The following is a 239-nucleotide window of genomic DNA, read 5'->3' as shown; positions in this document are numbered from 1 at the left end:
CATCCAATCGCTTATGAATGATGCAATCCTGACTGAGCAACTAAGAAAAACGGGCAACCTGATGGATTTGCTCAAGGATGAGGCTTGGGTTCGGGAAGCAGATGCCGATCGCGCCAGTGAGGAAGGGACGATTGAGGTTGGGCTGGGTCTACAGCCTTATGTGGAGTTACTCAAGGATGCTGCGCCAGAAGCTCTGCAGCGGCAGCGGTGGTATGTGCGAGTGCTATCCATCTTGTTAC

The 239-nt window shown here is 52.7% G+C and carries 1 pseudogene; it reads left to right on the top strand.

Annotation, left to right across the window (positions count from 1 at the left end):
• Positions 1 to 13: 13 nt before the first annotated feature.
• Positions 14 to 239: pseudogene (locus JUJ53_RS25665) on the top strand (hypothetical protein); the annotation flags it as partial.

It is taken from the genome of Leptolyngbya sp. CCY15150, assembly GCF_016888135.1.
Classification (GTDB): domain Bacteria; phylum Cyanobacteriota; class Cyanobacteriia; order RECH01; family RECH01; genus RECH01.
The sequence above is the reverse complement of the archived record's forward strand: the minus strand, read 5'-3'. Positions and strand labels throughout refer to the sequence as shown.